The organism is Salipaludibacillus daqingensis (genome assembly GCF_029891575.1).
GTDB classification, from domain to species: domain Bacteria; phylum Bacillota; class Bacilli; order Bacillales; family Salisediminibacteriaceae; genus Salipaludibacillus; species Salipaludibacillus daqingensis.
The window spans coordinates 126993-141710 of the sequence record NZ_JARZHF010000002.1 but is presented as its reverse complement, the minus strand read 5'-3'; the positions used below and the strand labels follow the sequence as shown (position 1 = coordinate 141710).

Annotated in this window: 12 protein-coding genes; all 12 read left to right on the top strand. The window is 38.2% G+C overall.

Features of this window, described 5'->3' with window-relative positions; all coding sequences use genetic code 11:
* Positions 1–49 precede the first annotated feature (49 nt).
* The 12 genes from QDN89_RS04745 to pnp all read left to right on the top strand — a co-directional run bounded on the left by QDN89_RS04745 (position 50) and on the right by pnp (position 14653).
* Positions 50–4348 (top strand): PolC-type DNA polymerase III, encoded by a 4299-nt coding sequence (locus QDN89_RS04745; protein WP_280768943.1) that lies wholly within the window; start codon positions 50–52, stop codon positions 4346–4348.
* Positions 4349–4546: 198 nt separating this feature from the next.
* Positions 4547–5026 carry a ribosome maturation factor RimP gene (rimP, locus tag QDN89_RS04740; RefSeq protein WP_280768941.1) on the top strand — a complete coding sequence of 160 codons (480 nt, stop codon included), beginning with the start codon at positions 4547–4549 and terminating at the stop codon, positions 5024–5026.
* Positions 5027–5050: 24 nt separating this feature from the next.
* Entirely contained in the window at positions 5051–6211 is a 1161-nt protein-coding gene (gene nusA / locus QDN89_RS04735) for a transcription termination factor NusA (RefSeq protein ID WP_280768940.1), read from the top strand.
* A gap of 13 nt (positions 6212–6224) precedes the next feature.
* A complete protein-coding gene (gene rnpM, locus QDN89_RS04730; RefSeq protein WP_280768939.1) occupies positions 6225–6503 on the top strand; it encodes an RNase P modulator RnpM in 279 nt (92 codons plus the stop codon).
* Positions 6500–6802 (top strand): YlxQ family RNA-binding protein, encoded by a 303-nt coding sequence (locus tag QDN89_RS04725; RefSeq protein ID WP_280768938.1) that lies wholly within the window; start codon positions 6500–6502, stop codon positions 6800–6802. The genes rnpM and QDN89_RS04725 overlap by 4 nt, the downstream gene beginning before the upstream one ends.
* Positions 6803–6862: 60 nt before the next feature.
* Positions 6863–9004 (top strand): translation initiation factor IF-2, encoded by a 2142-nt coding sequence (gene infB, locus QDN89_RS04720; protein ID WP_280768937.1) that lies wholly within the window; start codon positions 6863–6865, stop codon positions 9002–9004.
* Positions 9001–9282 carry a DUF503 domain-containing protein gene (locus QDN89_RS04715; protein ID WP_280768936.1) on the top strand — a complete coding sequence of 94 codons (282 nt, stop codon included), beginning with the start codon at positions 9001–9003 and terminating at the stop codon, positions 9280–9282. The genes infB and QDN89_RS04715 overlap by 4 nt, the downstream gene beginning before the upstream one ends.
* Before the next feature lie 157 nt (positions 9283–9439).
* Positions 9440–9790 carry a 30S ribosome-binding factor RbfA gene (gene rbfA, locus QDN89_RS04710; RefSeq protein ID WP_280768935.1) on the top strand — a complete coding sequence of 117 codons (351 nt, stop codon included), beginning with the start codon at positions 9440–9442 and terminating at the stop codon, positions 9788–9790.
* Positions 9791–9867: 77 nt separating this feature from the next.
* Positions 9868–10797 (top strand): tRNA pseudouridine(55) synthase TruB, encoded by a 930-nt coding sequence (truB, locus tag QDN89_RS04705; protein ID WP_280769367.1) that lies wholly within the window; start codon positions 9868–9870, stop codon positions 10795–10797.
* A 19-nt stretch (positions 10798–10816) separates the two neighbouring features.
* The gene (locus QDN89_RS04700) at positions 10817–11770 is read left to right on the top strand and encodes a bifunctional riboflavin kinase/FAD synthetase (protein WP_280768934.1); all 954 of its coding nucleotides are present in this window, start codon (positions 10817–10819) and stop codon (positions 11768–11770) included.
* Positions 11771–11927: 157 nt separating this feature from the next.
* The gene (rpsO, locus tag QDN89_RS04695) at positions 11928–12197 is read left to right on the top strand and encodes a 30S ribosomal protein S15 (RefSeq protein ID WP_280768933.1); all 270 of its coding nucleotides are present in this window, start codon (positions 11928–11930) and stop codon (positions 12195–12197) included.
* 362 nt (positions 12198–12559) lie between these two features.
* Positions 12560–14653, top strand: a complete 2094-nt coding sequence (gene pnp, locus QDN89_RS04690; protein WP_280768932.1) for a polyribonucleotide nucleotidyltransferase — start codon at positions 12560–12562, stop codon at positions 14651–14653.
* Positions 14654–14718: the final 65 nt, after the last annotated feature.

The window sequence follows — 14718 nt, the reverse complement described above, 5'->3', positions numbered from 1 at the left end:
TACCATCTCCTATTTAGTAATCTCTTAGGTTATTCTGAGGAGGAAAGCAATGAGTGAAGACATACAAATTAGGCAAGAACGGTTTCAGTTATTAATGGAGCAAGTAGTCATGCCTGGCGACTTAATTTCAAATCATTTGCAAGGTTCATACATAGAAAAACTTGAGGTTTATACGAAACAAAAAAAGTGGCATTTTCAATTTGTTTTACCTTCTGTTCTTTCTTTTCAAGCATTTGAATTATTCCATAGTAGAATCGTACAAGGGTTAAAGCACATTGCGGAAGTGGATGTAACGATTCGATACGAAAATAACGTAGAGCTAGAAAAGCATTTGTCGAGTTATTGGCCATACTTCGTAGAAAAATTAAGAAGTGCAACAAATGGGTTAATCCACCGTTTACAAGAACAAGTTCCTGCAGTAACAGGGAACAAAGTCGTTATTGCTGTTCTAAATGATACGGAAGCACAGATGATACAAAGGCGTGTGTTTGAACCTCTACAAAAGCTTTTTATTGACGTCGGATTTGGCACCTTACAATTAGAAACAGAGGTAAAAGAATCGAAAGAAGCAATTGAAAAATTTGTTGAGCAGAAAAAAGAAGAAGACCAAACGAAAGTCGTAGAAGCGATGATTGAGAAACAAAAACAGCAAGAGAAAGCAAAAGATATGCCGAACGGTCCAGTATCTATCGGAGTGGCAATCAAAGATCAACCAAAACCGATCGAAACGATTGTAGAAGAAGAGCGTTCTATCACGATTCAAGGGTATGTCTTTCATGCAGAAACTAGAGAATTGAAAAGTGGTCGATCCTTGCTTACTTTTAAGATCACTGACTATACCGATTCCATTTTAGTGAAGCGATTTTCTAACGATAAAGAAGATGTTCCAATGCTAGAAGCAATCAAGGAAGGTATGTGGTTGAAAGTTCGCGGAAGTGTTCAACACGATACGTTTATTCGCGATTTAACAATGATGGCGAAAGATGTTCAACAAATGACACCAACTCTAAAGCAAGATACAGCATCAGAAGACGAAAAACGAGTAGAACTTCATCTACATTCTCCGATGAGTCAAATGGATGCAGTCTCATCAATGAGCTCTTACGTGAAGCAAGCAAAAGACTGGGGCCATAAAGCTATCGGAATTACGGACCACTCTGTCTTACAGTCCTTTCCAGAAGCGTATGGAGCAGGATCAAAACACGGTGTAAAAATTCTTTACGGAGTCGAAGCAAATCTCGTAAACGATGGTGTACCGATTGCCTATAATCCAGCAGATCGACAACTTATGGACGACACGTATGTTGTTTTTGATGTGGAAACAACGGGTCTTTCCGCAGTATATAACACGATCATTGAACTTGCTGCCGTAAAAATAAAAGACGGCGAAGTAATTGATAAATTTGAATCGTTTGCTAACCCGCACGAAAAGTTAAGTCCCCTAATTATCGATTTAACAGGGATTACAGATGATATGGTCGAAACTGCACCTGAAGTGGACAAAGTATTATGTGATTTCCATGAATGGATGGGAGACGATATTCTCGTCGCGCATAACGCCAGCTTTGACATGGCCTTTTTAAATGCTGGATATCAGAGAATTGGGTATGAGAAAGTTCCCAATCCGGTCATTGATACGTTGGAGTTAGGACGGTTGTTGTATCCACACTTTAAAAACCATCGTTTAAATACACTATGTAAAAAGTTTAATATTGAACTGGTCGCACACCACAGAGCGATTTACGATGCGGAAGCAACAGGGCATCTCCTTTGGAAAATGGTCAAAGATGCGAATGAAAAAGAGATTTATACACATTTAGCGTTAAATGAACAATCGACCTCGGATGATTATAAAAAACAGAGACCGAATCACTGTATTATATATGCAAAAACAAAAGTCGGTTTAAAAAACTTATATAAATTAGTGTCCATGTCTCATATTGATTATTTTTATCGAGTGCCGAGAATCCCAAGGTCTGTTTTAACGAAACATAGAGAAGGGCTGTTCATTGGTTCTGCGTGTGACAAAGGGGAAGTGTTTGATGCACTTATGCAGAAGTCACCGGAAGAAGTGGAACAAATCGCAGAGTTTTACGACTACTTAGAAGTTCAACCTCCTGCGAACTATGCCCATTTAATTGAAAAAGAGATTGTAAGAGATGAGCTTGCATTAAAAGATATGATCAAAAATGTTATCAAAATCGGTGATAATTTAGGCAAAACGGTAGTAGCGACAGGAAATGTTCATTATTTACATCCAGAGGATCATATTTATCGAAAAATCTTAATTGCTTCTCAAGGTGGAGCTAATCCACTTAATAAACAGACGCTTCCTCAAGTTCATTTCAGAACAACGAATGAAATGCTTGAATGCTTTTCGTTTTTGCCGGAAGAGAAAGCAAAAGAAATTGTTGTAACTAATTCACAAGCGATTGCTGATGAAATCGATGACATCAAACCAATTCCTGATGATTTGTTTACTCCTCACATTGAAGGAGCAGACGAAGAAATGCGAGAGATGTGTTATAACCGAGCCAGAAGTATTTACGGAGACGACCTTCCTAAACTAGTGACAGACCGATTGGAAAAAGAGTTAACTAGTATTATTAATAACGGATTTTCTGTTATCTATTTAATCTCGCAAAAACTAGTTAAAAAATCATTAGAAGATGGCTATTTAGTTGGTTCCCGTGGTTCCGTAGGTTCAAGTTTTGTTGCAACGATGACGGAAATAACCGAAGTTAACCCTTTACCGCCTCACTACGTATGTCCAAGTTGCCATCACTCCTATTTTTTCAATGATGGATCTGTTGGTTCGGGTTTTGACTTACCGGATAAAAACTGTGAGAAATGTGGAACGGAATACAATAAAGATGGTCATGACATTCCGTTCGAAACGTTTTTAGGGTTTAAAGGTGATAAAGTTCCTGATATTGATTTGAACTTTTCTGGTGATTATCAAGCGATTGCCCATAATTACACGAAAGAGCTTTTCGGTGAAGATTATGTGTATAAAGCAGGAACAATCGGTACTGTTGCTGAAAAGACAGCTTACGGTTATGTAAAAGGTCATGAAGGAGACGAAAACGCTCAATTTAGAGGGGCTGAAATTGACAGACTTGTTTCAGGTTGTACAGGTGTGAAACGTACAACCGGTCAACACCCAGGTGGAATCATTGTTGTGCCGGATCATTTAGATATTTACGATTTCTCACCGATTCAATATCCAGCAGATGACCGGGAGTCAAAATGGAAAACGACGCATTTCGATTTCCACTCGATTCATGATAATTTACTAAAATTAGATATTCTCGGACATGATGATCCAACGGTGATTCGAATGCTACAAGATTTAAGTGGCATCGATCCTAAAGATATCCCGGTGGATGATGCGGAAGTATTTAAGCTATTCGGAGGGACAGAAGCATTAGGGGTAACAGAAGAACAGATTATGTGTAAAACAGGCACATATGGAATTCCTGAATTCGGTACGAGATTTGTACGGCAGATGCTTGAAGAAACGAAACCAAACACGTTTAGTGAATTAGTTCAGATTTCCGGACTTTCTCACGGGTCAGATGTATGGCTTAACAATGCGGCAGATTTAATTGCTAACGGGACGTGTGTATTAAAAGACGTGATTGGTTGTCGTGATGACATTATGGTTTACCTTATTTATAAAGGCGTTGAGCACTCATTAGCTTTTAAAATTATGGAATTTGTTCGTAAAGGAAAAGGATTGCAAGAAGAATGGGTTGAAGAAATGAAAAAACACGGCGTTCCAGATTGGTATATCGGATCGTGTTTGAAAATTAAGTATATGTTCCCGAAAGCCCACGCGGCTGCTTATGTTTTAATGGCTATTCGCATTGCTTACTTCAAAGTTCATCACCCAATTTTGTTCTATGCAGCTTACTTCACAGTGCGAGCAGATGATTTCGAACTAGAAACGATGACAAGAGGAGCCGCAACGATTAGAAAGCGTATCGAAGAAATTTATAGCAAAGGCCTTGAAGCGACACCGAAAGAAAAAAGTTTAGTGACTGTACTTGAACTTTCTCTTGAGATGTGTGAAAGAGGTTTTTCATTCCAAAAGGTTGACTTGTATCGTTCCAAAGCGTCAGAATTTCTTGTTGACGGAGATTCATTAATTCCCCCATTTAATGCATTAACAGGAGTAGGAACGAATGCTGCCATCAATGTGGAAAATGCAAGAGAGGGTGGAGAATTCTTGTCAAAACAAGATTTACGAGAACGAAGCAAAATCACGAAAACTGTGTTAGAGAATCTAGACGACCACGGATGTTTAGAAGGTATGCCAGATACAAATCAACTGTCACTGTTTTAATCCATTCCAAACATGACAAGCCTGTTTGCAAGGCACTTGTGTATGTGGTATATTAGGGAAGGACTAAGATTATATCGGTTGCAAAAAGAGTGGGGAAACCCACTCTTTTCTTTGCACTTAATGGTTTTCCATAACAAGGAAATATGACAACAATAATGCAATGAAACGAAGTATTTCTAGGTGAAAAGGAGGTTCAGTATGTCAGACAATGTGCAAGAAAGAGTGGAACGGCTTGCGATTCCAATAGTAGAAGATTTATCATTGGAGCTAGTCGATGTTGAATTTAAAAAAGAAGGACATAATTGGTATTTACGTGTTTATATAGATCGAGATCAAGATGATCAAGGTGTAGATTTAGATGATTGTGCTTCTGTAAGTGAAAAGTTAAGTGAAGCATTAGACAATCATGATCCGATTGAACAAGCCTATTATTTAGAGGTATCTTCACCAGGCGCAGAACGCCCTTTGAAGAAAGAAAAGGACGTTTACAGTGCGGTAGGAAAAAATGTTCACGTAACCACGTATGCTCCAATCGATGGAGAAAAAGCTTTTGAAGGAAAACTTACTGATTTTGATGGAACGACGTTAACAATTGAAACCAAAGTGAAAACGAGAGTAGTCACAAAGTCAATTCCTTATGACAAAGTGGCAAAAGCAAGATTAGCAATTGTTTTTTAAATACGAAAGGGGGAACGAAACTCCATGAATAGCGAATTTATGGATGCGTTAGCAACCATTGAGAAAGATAAAGGTATTGACAAAGAAATAATTTTAGAGGCGATTGAACAAGCGTTAATTACGGGGTACAAACGTAATTTTAACTCAGCTCAAAATGTAAGGGTGGATATTGACCGTGAATCAGGAATGATTCGGGTTTTTGCAAGAAAAGAAGTTGTAGAAGAGGTGTTTGATGCTCGTCTAGAAATTTCTCTGGAAGAATCGAAGTCGATCAATCCACTTTATGAGGTAGATGATATCGTTGAAATTGAAGTCACACCTAGAGACTTTGGCCGAATTGCTGCTCAAACGGCAAAACAAGTCGTAACCCAGCGTGTGAGAGAAGCGGAGCGAGGAATTATTTATTCTGATTTTATAGACCGTGAGGAAGATATCATGACTGGGATTGTCCAGCGACAAGATCACCGTTTTATCTATGTTGATCTTGGAAGAGTCGAAGCCCTTATGCCAATTGGAGAGCAAATGCCAAATGAAAGCTATAAACATAATGATCGAATTAAGGCATTTATTACAAAAGTGGAAAAGACTACAAAAGGTCCACAAATTATGATTTCTCGTTCACATCCTGGCCTCCTTAAACGTTTATTTGAACTCGAAGTTCCTGAAATCTATGATGGAACGGTTGAAATAAAATCCGTTTCTCGTGAAGCGGGCGAGCGATCAAAGATTTCCGTTCATGCAGAAGATCCAGAAGTGGATCCAGTAGGTTCGTGTGTAGGTCAAAGAGGACAACGGGTTCAAACAATAGTTAATGAACTAAAAGGTGAAAAAATTGATATTGTTCGCTGGTCAGAAGATCCTAAAGTTTATGTAGCCAATGCGTTAAGTCCTTCAAAAGTATTGCAAGTAAAAGTGAATGCTGAAGATAAGATGACACAAGTTGTTGTGCCAGACTATCAACTTTCCCTTGCTATCGGTAAGAGAGGTCAAAATGCACGGTTAGCTGCAAAGCTTACAGGGTGGAAAATTGATATTAAAAGTCAAACAGATGCAGAAGAACTTGGCCTTTATGACCCGAATGCTCCTGAAGAAGAACAGGTATTTGTAGAAGATGACCTTGATTTAGACGTTTCAATGGATGAAGAAGACGTTTATGCTGATGTAGAAGATACAGAAGAGAAATAAGGAGGGGGGCGACATGGCAGTGAAAAAGAAAATACCCCTGCGGAAATGCGTGATAACTCAAGATATGAAACCTAAAAAAGAGTTAATCAGAATCGTCCGTTCGCCTGAAGGAGAAGTATTTGTTGACCCTTCTTCTAAAAAATCAGGACGTGGCGCATACATTTCTAACGACGCTTCTGTTATCAAAGATGCACAAAAAAAAGACAGTTTATCGCGTCACTTAAAAACGAAAGTACCCGATACGATATACGAAGAATTACTACATTTTCATAGTAAAGGGTCTTTATCATGAGCAAACAAGCTTGGAGTTCTCTATTAGGACTAATGCAAAGAGCGAGACAACTCATTACAGGGGAAGAATTAGTCATCAAAGCAATTCAAAGTAAAAAAGCTCACCTTGTTATCATTGCAGCAGATGCCTCAGAAAACACAATGAAAAAAATGACAGATAAGTGCCTTTTTTACAACATCCCATATGTTGTTTTAGATAATCGGTTTGAGATTGGACAGGCGATTGGAAAAGCAGAACGAGTCACTGTTGCCATCCTAGATAAAGGGTTTGCAGATAAATTCCTCTCACTAATGGAGTAAGAGATAAATAGATAACAGACGTTGCGGACGGTCATTGTGACGATTATAGGAGGAATGTATATGAAGAAAATGCGTATTTATGAATATGCCAAAGAGAATAATACAACGAGTAAAGAGGTCATCAATCAGTTGGAGAAGTTAGGAATAGAAGTAACGAATCACATGAGTGTGATTACTGATGAAACAATTGAAAAACTTCAAAACAAAACTGGAACTCAAGCGAAAACAAGTTCCGATTCTGCTAAAAAAACGAAAAAACGTCCTTCGGATAAAACGGTAGAAGAGCCATCAACAACTGAAAAATTTAAGAAACGTCCTAAAAAAGAAGAAGAGTCTAAAAAGCGTGCGAACACAGATAAGAGTAAAAACAAAAAAAATAAGCAACAAAATAAACTGCAAAATCAAAAAACCGTCTCTACAGGTGGAAAAAGAAATGAAGTGAATAAAGAAATGCCTGGAAAAATAACATACACTACCCCTATTACAGTTGGTGGATTTGCTGAAAAGTTAAACAAAGAGCCTTCTGAAATTATTAAGAAATTAATGTTTCTTGGCGTGATGGCAACCATTAACCAAGAAATTGATAAAGATACGATTGCAATTCTTGCTGAAGAATTTGATGTAGAAGTGGAAGAAGAAGTGATCATTGATGAAACAGAATTTGAATCAATTATTGAAGAAGACGATCCAGATCTTCTCCAAGAACGATCACCTGTTGTAACGATCATGGGGCACGTAGACCATGGTAAAACTACTTTGTTAGATGGGATTCGTCACACAAAAGTAACTGCCGGAGAAGCGGGTGGTATTACTCAGCATATTGGTGCATATCAAGTAGAAGAGAACAATAAAAAAATCACATTTTTAGATACACCAGGACACGCAGCTTTCACTACGATGCGTGCACGTGGAGCTCAAGTGACAGATATAACGATTCTTGTTGTTGCAGCGGATGATGGTGTCATGCCTCAGACGGTTGAAGCAATTAATCACGCAAAAGCAGCAGGCGTTCCGATCATTGTTGCAGTGAATAAAATTGATAAAGAAGGCGCAAACCCTGATCGTGTTATGCAAGAATTAACAGAGCACGAATTAGTTGCTGAAGCATGGGGTGGAGAGACGATCTTTGTTAATGTATCAGCCCTTAATGGAACAGGAATTGATGAGCTCTTAGAAATGATTTTACTCGTTTCGGAAGTAGAAGAGTTAAAAGCAAACCCTGACAAATCAGCAATGGGGACAGTTGTTGAAGCTGAGCTAGATCGTGGAAGAGGACCTGTAGCGACACTGTTAGTTCAAGCAGGTACTCTTCAAGTAGGAGATCCAATTGTCGTTGGAAGTGCTTTTGGTAAAGTGCGTGCGATGGTTAATGACCTTGGTCGTAAAGTGAAAACAGCAGGACCTTCTATGCCAGTTGAAATTACTGGTTTAAATGCAGTACCGCAAGCTGGAGATCAATTCCGAGTCTTCAAAGATGAGAAGAAAGCCCGTCAAATTGGGGAATCTCGAGCAACAAAACAACGCGAAGCAGATCGAAAAGATAAGTCTACAGTGAGTCTTGATGATCTATTTGATCAGATTCAACAAGGTGAAATTAAAGAACTCAATGTCATTGTTAAAGCGGACGTACAAGGTTCAGCTGAAGCGATGAAAGGTTCATTGGAAAAAATTGAAGTAGAAGGTGTGAAAGTCAATATTATTCACACAGGTGTAGGTGCGATTGCAGAATCAGATGTTATCTTAGCTTCTGCATCAAATGCGATTATTATTGGTTTCAACGTCCGTCCTGATGTGAATGCGAAACGAACAGCAGATGTGGAAAAAGTAGAAGTTCGTTTACACCGGGTTATCTATGATGCAATTGAAGAAGTAGAATCAGCGATGAAAGGAATGCTTGATCCAGAATATGAAGAAAAAGTTATTGGGCAAGCGGAAATCCGTCAAGTATTCAAAGTTTCTAAAATTGGGTCCATTGCCGGTTCTTATGTAACAGATGGCAAAATCACTCGTGATTCGTCTGTTAGATTAATTCGTGATAGTGTTGTCGTATTTGAAGGTGGCATCCGCGATTTGAAGAGATTTAAAGACGATGTGAAAGAAGTAGCGAAAAATTATGAGTGTGGTATTACTCTTGAAAACTACAATGATGTCAAAGAAGGAGATATCGTTGAAGCTTACATTATGGAGGAAATTAAGCGTTGATTTTAGCTCTTATTTTAGTGGAGGCACAGATTTACAATGCTCAATCGTTAAAAGAAAAACGTTCTACAACGAAAAGTGTCGCCATGAGGATAAAACAACGTTTAAATGTCTCGATTGCTGAAACCGATCATCAAGATGTTTGGCAACGAACAGAATGGGCTATTGTATCAGTAGGATCTGATAAAAAGCAGGTTGAAAAAGAACTTCAACGAGCAATATCCGTGTTAGAAACATATCATGAGCTTGAAATAACGCAGGTTTCATGGGAATGGCTATAGTCAAATTTTGGAGTTTGTCGTTGAAGAAATTCCCCATTTTGGTTTAAATCAGTATGGGTAGATTAAGGATAAGACAAGATAAGGTTGATCCATGGCTTCCCATCACAAGTGGAAAAAAGCTAAGTTTCTCTTTTTCTTAGGATAGGAGTGACGTAAAATGAGTAAAGTTCGAGCGAATCGCGTTGGAGAACAGATCAAAAAAGAATTAACAGATATCATTCAACGTGAATTAAAAGATCCTCGTATTGGGTTTGTTACAGTAACTGCCGTAGACGTTACAGGTGATTTACAACAAGCAACAGCATTTATCACGGTTTATGGTGAAGAGGATGAAAGAAAGAAGACATTACAAGCGTTGGAAACAGCAAATGGTTTCATTCGTTCTGAAATTGGTAAAAGAATTCAGCTTCGAAAAACCCCTGAACTTTCATTTACGTTTGATGAAAGTATAGAACGAGGTAATCGTATTGATGAATTACTTCGAAATCTTAACAAAGATGATAAATAGTATTTGAAGGGGATAGAGCGATTTCTATCCCCTTTTCGCTATGTAAAAATGGAGGCATACATAAGATGAAGCAAGAATTGATGGGAGTTTTTCCTTTATGGAAACCAAAAGGAATGACGTCTTTTACAGCGGTTAGAGAAGTAGGCAGAAGGTTTGGAACAAAAAAAGCAGGGCACACGGGAACACTCGATCCTGATGTGGAAGGCGTTTTGCCAATTTGTTTAGGAAGAGCAACTAAAATTGTCGAATATTTGACAGCAAATGATAAAACTTACGTTGGTGAGGTAACGCTAGGTTTTACGACAACGACAGAAGATGCATCAGGTGAGAAGGTTAACGAATCTGCTGTTGATCGTGTCATAACTGAAGACGAAGCCAAGACAGTCTTATCAAACCTTATTGGCCCATTAGAACAAACCCCACCTATGTATTCTGCAGTAAAAGTGAAAGGGAAGAAATTATATGAGTATGCTAGAGAAGGTAAAGAAGTAGAACGACCGAGTAGAATGATTACAATTTTTGAATTAGACCTCTTGTCACCTCCTGTGAAAAATCAAGATGGAACTGTTTCATTCTCCTTTCGCGCCGTTTGTAGCAAAGGTACCTATATTCGAACGCTTTCTGTAACGATTGGAGAAAAACTAGGTTTTCCAGCTCATATGTCTCATTTGATCCGAGAATCGTCAGGGGAGTTTCATCAAAAAGATTGTATAACATTTGAACAGTTGGACGAGGCCGTTGTAAAAGAGGAAGAAGATCACCTTCTTATCCCGATTGAAAAAGCGTTATCCATGTTTCCGGTAATCGAAGTAAACAAAGATATGGAGGAACGAATTTTACAAGGAGCGATTTTATCAATCCCAGATGAACAATCAACTGTAGACGAATCCATATGGGCTTTGTATAATCAACATGGGGAATGTCTCGCATTATATAAAAGAGATGTAAAACGCGAGGGGAAAATGAAACCAGAAAAAATGATACGAACCATTCAGAACAAGCAATGACATAAATGAGGTGGCACCTTTGGAAATTGTTCGATTAAAACATCCTCGTCCTCTGTTAAAACTACCGCCTACCGCAGTAGCATTAGGTTTTTTTGATGGAGTTCATCGAGGACATCAAAAAGTAATTGAAGTGGCTAAAACGGAAGCGAAAGATAGAGGGCTGAAGTCAGCTGTCATGACTTTTTTCCCTCATCCGAAAGAAGTATTAAGAAATGAAGAGGAGATTCAATATTTATCCCCTTTACCTGAAAAGATCAAGTTGATGGAAGGATTAGGGATAGATTATTTATTTATCGTTACATTTGATCGTCATTTTGCAGACCTCTCTCCACAACAATTTGTCGATGAGTATTTAATCGACTTGAATGTAAAACATGTTGTTGCTGGTTTTGATTACTCATATGGTAGATTAGGCAAAGGCACGATGGAGACGTTACCTTTTCATTCTAGAAAACAATTCACACAAACAACGGTGAAAGAAATATCCAACGGAGAAGAAAAAATTAGTTCAACAGAAATTCGTAAAGCGTTATCGAAAGGTAACATAGATAAGGTAAACACGTATTTAGGTAGGATGTTCCAAATCGAAGGCTTAGTTGAACATGGGGAAAAACGAGGAAGAACGATCGGTTTTCCAACTGCTAATATTAGCCCAGTGGAACGTACAGTTTTTCCTGATATTGGTGTTTATACGGTCTTTATACAAGTAGATGGTGAGTGGCTCCCTGGTGTTTGTAACGTTGGTTTTAAACCTACATTTCATAATAATTCACCGGTGAAACCAACAATCGAAGTTCATATACTTGATTTTCAAAGTGATCTATATGGAAAAGAGGTCATTGTTGCTTTTTACAATCGAATACGTGGAGAGAAGAAATTTGCTTCAGTCGAAGAATTAAAGCAACAAATTAGTACAGATGTAACTCAAGCAAGAGGCTCTATTAAAGACGGAGTCAGAAATGAGTGCTATTAACTACTAAAAGTCTTCTTTTACAGGCCATTATCAAAAAAACTTGAAATATACTATAAAAGCTAGTATGATGAATACTGTTAGGAACCAATGCTTGGCAATACGATTCACCAACGTTTGCTCAGCAATTGGGGATATAAGAAGAAGGAGGTGGAACAGGATGGCATTAACTCAAGAAAGAAAGAATGAAATTATTGCACAGTATAGAACGCATGAGAATGATACTGGTTCTCCTGAAGTTCAGGTAGCTGTCCTTACTGAGCAAATCACTACGTTAAATGAACATTTGCGTACACACAAAAAGGATCACCATTCACGTCGTGGACTTTTAAAAATGGTCGGTCAACGCCGTAACCTACTTACGTACTTACGTAATAAAGATGTTACTCGTTACCGTCAAGTTGTCGATAAGCTTGGTCTTCGTCGATAAATTCGAAAGCGGGAGATTCTCCCGCTTTTTCTTATGCTTACATTTAATATCTGAATAGAGAAATAGTTAAAAGAAAGGCATAGAAGCTTCTGCAACCGACCTTTCTTTTACTTGATAGAACTGTTCATGAAATAAATAGGCTATTTCGCAACCTGAATTTTTCTGATATGATAGAAAAGCTAGGGATTTGGTTATGATTACCTTTGTTTAAATAAGGTCATAATAGACAATATTAGAAATATAGGCCATTTATACTTTTGTTTATGCATTTCTGACTATCCATCAGGTTTAGTACATAAAAAAAAGCTAATAATATTTTACATTAAAATGGATTTTTAAAATTGAGAGGAGCAATTGATAACATGAACGAAGAAAAACAAACTTTTTCTATGGAATGGGCTGGACGCACGCTGACTGTTGAAATTGGCAAATATGCCAAGCAAGCAAACGGTGCTGCGATGATTCGCTATGGTGATACTTCAGTTTTATCAACAGCAACAGGTTCTAAAGAACCAAAAGATCTGCCTTTTTTCCCACTAACAGTGAACTACGAGGAGAGAAAGTATGCTGCTGGTAAAATCCCAGGTGGATTTATTAAACGTGAAGGACGACCAAGTGATCATGCGGTTTTAACAAGCCGTTTAATTGATAGACCCGTTCGCCCACTTTTCCCAGATGGGTTCCGTAATGATGTGCAAGTGATTAGCATGGTTATGAGTAATGATCAAAATTGTTCACCAGAGATGACAGCTATGTTAGGTTCATCTATCGCGTTGTCGATTTCTGACATTCCTTTCGATGGTCCTATTGCTGGTGTCACTGTTGGACGAGTTGACGGTGAATTTCTCATTAACCCAAGCACGGATCAAATGGAGAAAAGTGATATTGAATTGATCGTAGCAGGAACAAAAGATGCGATTAACATGGTGGAAGCTGGAGCCAATGAGGTTTCAGAAGAAATCATTCTTGATGCAATTATGTATGGTCATGATGAAATCAAAAAGCTTGTTGCATTCCAAGAAGAGATTATTGAAAAAACTGGAAAAACAAAAATGGAAGTGAAGCTTGTTACGATTGATGCAGAACTTGAGGCAGAAATTCGTGAAAAAGCAGAAGCTAGCATTATTCAAGCAGCAACTATTGTCGAAAAAGTAGCTCGCGAAGAAGCTATTAAAGATGTATTTGATGAAATTTTGGAACAATATGCTGACGAAGAAAATGACCGCACAAAAGATGCAAAAGAAGTTCTTAATAAATTGTTAAAAGAGAGTGTTCGTAAATTAATCACTCAAAAGAACATTCGACCAGATGGCCGTAAAAAAGACGAAATTCGCTCGTTGTCATCTGAAATTGATATTCTTCAACGTACGCACGGTTCTGGACTCTTTACACGTGGTCAAACACAAGCATTAAGTGTTTGTACGTTAGGTGCTCTAGGTGATGTTCAAGTATTGGACGGGCTTGGAATTGAAGAATCGAAGCGTTTTATGCATCATTATAATTTTCCATTATTCAGTGTTGGGGAAACAGGCCCTATCCGTGGACCGGGACGTCGAGAAATTGGACATGGTGCTTTAGGAGAGCGTGCCCTTGAAAAAGTAATGCCTTCCGAAAATGATTTCCCATATACGATTCGTCTTGTATCCGAAGTGTTGGAATCAAACGGTTCTACATCTCAAGCAAGTATTTGTGCAAGCACATTAGCTATGATGGCCGCTGGGGTTCCATTAACAGCTCCTGTTGCAGGTATTGCGATGGGCTTAGTGAAATTTGAAGATGATGTAGCTGTCTTAACTGATATTCAAGGTATGGAAGATGCTCTTGGGGACATGGACTTCAAAGTTGCCGGAACATCTAAAGGTGTAACAGCGATTCAAATGGACATTAAAATTGATGGAATCAATAAAGATGTACTAGTAGAAGCATTATCGCAAGCAAGAGAAGGTCGTTTGGCTATTCTTGAAAACATGCTTTCAGCTATTCCTGAACCTCGTAAAGAACTTAATGCTTATGCTCCAAAAATCTTGACGTTGAAAATTCACCCAGACAAGATTCGCGACGTGATTGGACCAAGTGGTAAAATCATTAACCAAATCATTGAAGATACTGGTGTGAAGATCGATATCGAGCAAGACGGCATCGTGTATATTTCTTCATTAGATCAAGAGATGAACAACAAAGCGAAGAAAACCATAGAAGATATCGTTCGCGAAGTCGAAGTAGGAGCTACTTACTTAGGAAAAGTGAAACGAATTGAGAAATTTGGTGCTTTTGTTGAAATCTTCAAAGGAAAAGATGGACTTGTTCATATTTCTCAACTTGCCAAAGAGCGAGTTGGAAAAGTCGAAGATGTTGTATCATTAGGTGATGAAATACTCGTAAAAGTAACGGAAGTTGATAATCAAGGACGCGTCAACTTATCACGCAAAGTTCTTTTGGAAGATGAAAAAAAATAATAACTCTAAGAAGCATATGATCTCATCATATGCTTCTTTATTTGTATTGGTACCCTAAAGACGAT

Coding starts and splice junctions, on each gene's coding strand:
- rbfA (WP_280768935.1), top strand. CDS start 9,440: ATGAGTAAAGTTCGAGCGAATCGCGTTGGAGAACAGATCAAAAAAGAA.
- nusA (WP_280768940.1), top strand. CDS start 5,051: ATGAATAGCGAATTTATGGATGCGTTAGCAACCATTGAGAAAGATAAA.
- QDN89_RS04725 (WP_280768938.1), top strand. CDS start 6,500: ATGAGCAAACAAGCTTGGAGTTCTCTATTAGGACTAATGCAAAGAGCG.
- QDN89_RS04745 (WP_280768943.1), top strand. CDS start 50: ATGAGTGAAGACATACAAATTAGGCAAGAACGGTTTCAGTTATTAATG.
- rimP (WP_280768941.1), top strand. CDS start 4,547: ATGTCAGACAATGTGCAAGAAAGAGTGGAACGGCTTGCGATTCCAATA.
- infB (WP_280768937.1), top strand. CDS start 6,863: ATGAAGAAAATGCGTATTTATGAATATGCCAAAGAGAATAATACAACG.
- rnpM (WP_280768939.1), top strand. CDS start 6,225: ATGGCAGTGAAAAAGAAAATACCCCTGCGGAAATGCGTGATAACTCAA.
- rpsO (WP_280768933.1), top strand. CDS start 11,928: ATGGCATTAACTCAAGAAAGAAAGAATGAAATTATTGCACAGTATAGA.
- pnp (WP_280768932.1), top strand. CDS start 12,560: ATGAACGAAGAAAAACAAACTTTTTCTATGGAATGGGCTGGACGCACG.